We start from the raw sequence: 250 nt of genomic DNA, 5'->3' as shown, positions 1-250 counted from the left end.
GATGTAGAATCTATGGAAATCGTTCCTCTTAAATATCCGGCAGAACTGGAGAACAGGCTGCGCCGGTCGGCAGTTATTTCCAATCGAAAAGAAATCATAAAGTGTTATTATACGTTGTATGATCTGTGTAAACGCGACCCGCATAGTCCGAGTCAGATAAAAGAAGTTTTGATTCGTTTTAACATGGCTGTTTTGAACGCATATAAGCTGAAAAGAGAAATTCATTCGGAACTGCAGGTGCAAAAAAGCA

General features: G+C 40.0%; 1 protein-coding gene. It reads left to right on the top strand.

The genetic code is table 11. From position 1 onward, the window contains the following. Positions 1 to 12: 12 nt before the first annotated feature. The coding region (locus tag NE637_RS15505) for a hypothetical protein (protein WP_256267823.1) at positions 13 to 250 on the top strand (238 nt) is incomplete at its 3' end.

Origin of the sequence: Desulfovibrio desulfuricans (assembly GCF_024460775.1) — a bacterium.
Taxonomy (GTDB): Bacteria; Desulfobacterota; Desulfovibrionia; order Desulfovibrionales; family Desulfovibrionaceae; genus Desulfovibrio; species Desulfovibrio desulfuricans_E.
The sequence above is the reverse complement of the archived record's forward strand: the minus strand, read 5'-3'. Positions and strand labels throughout refer to the sequence as shown.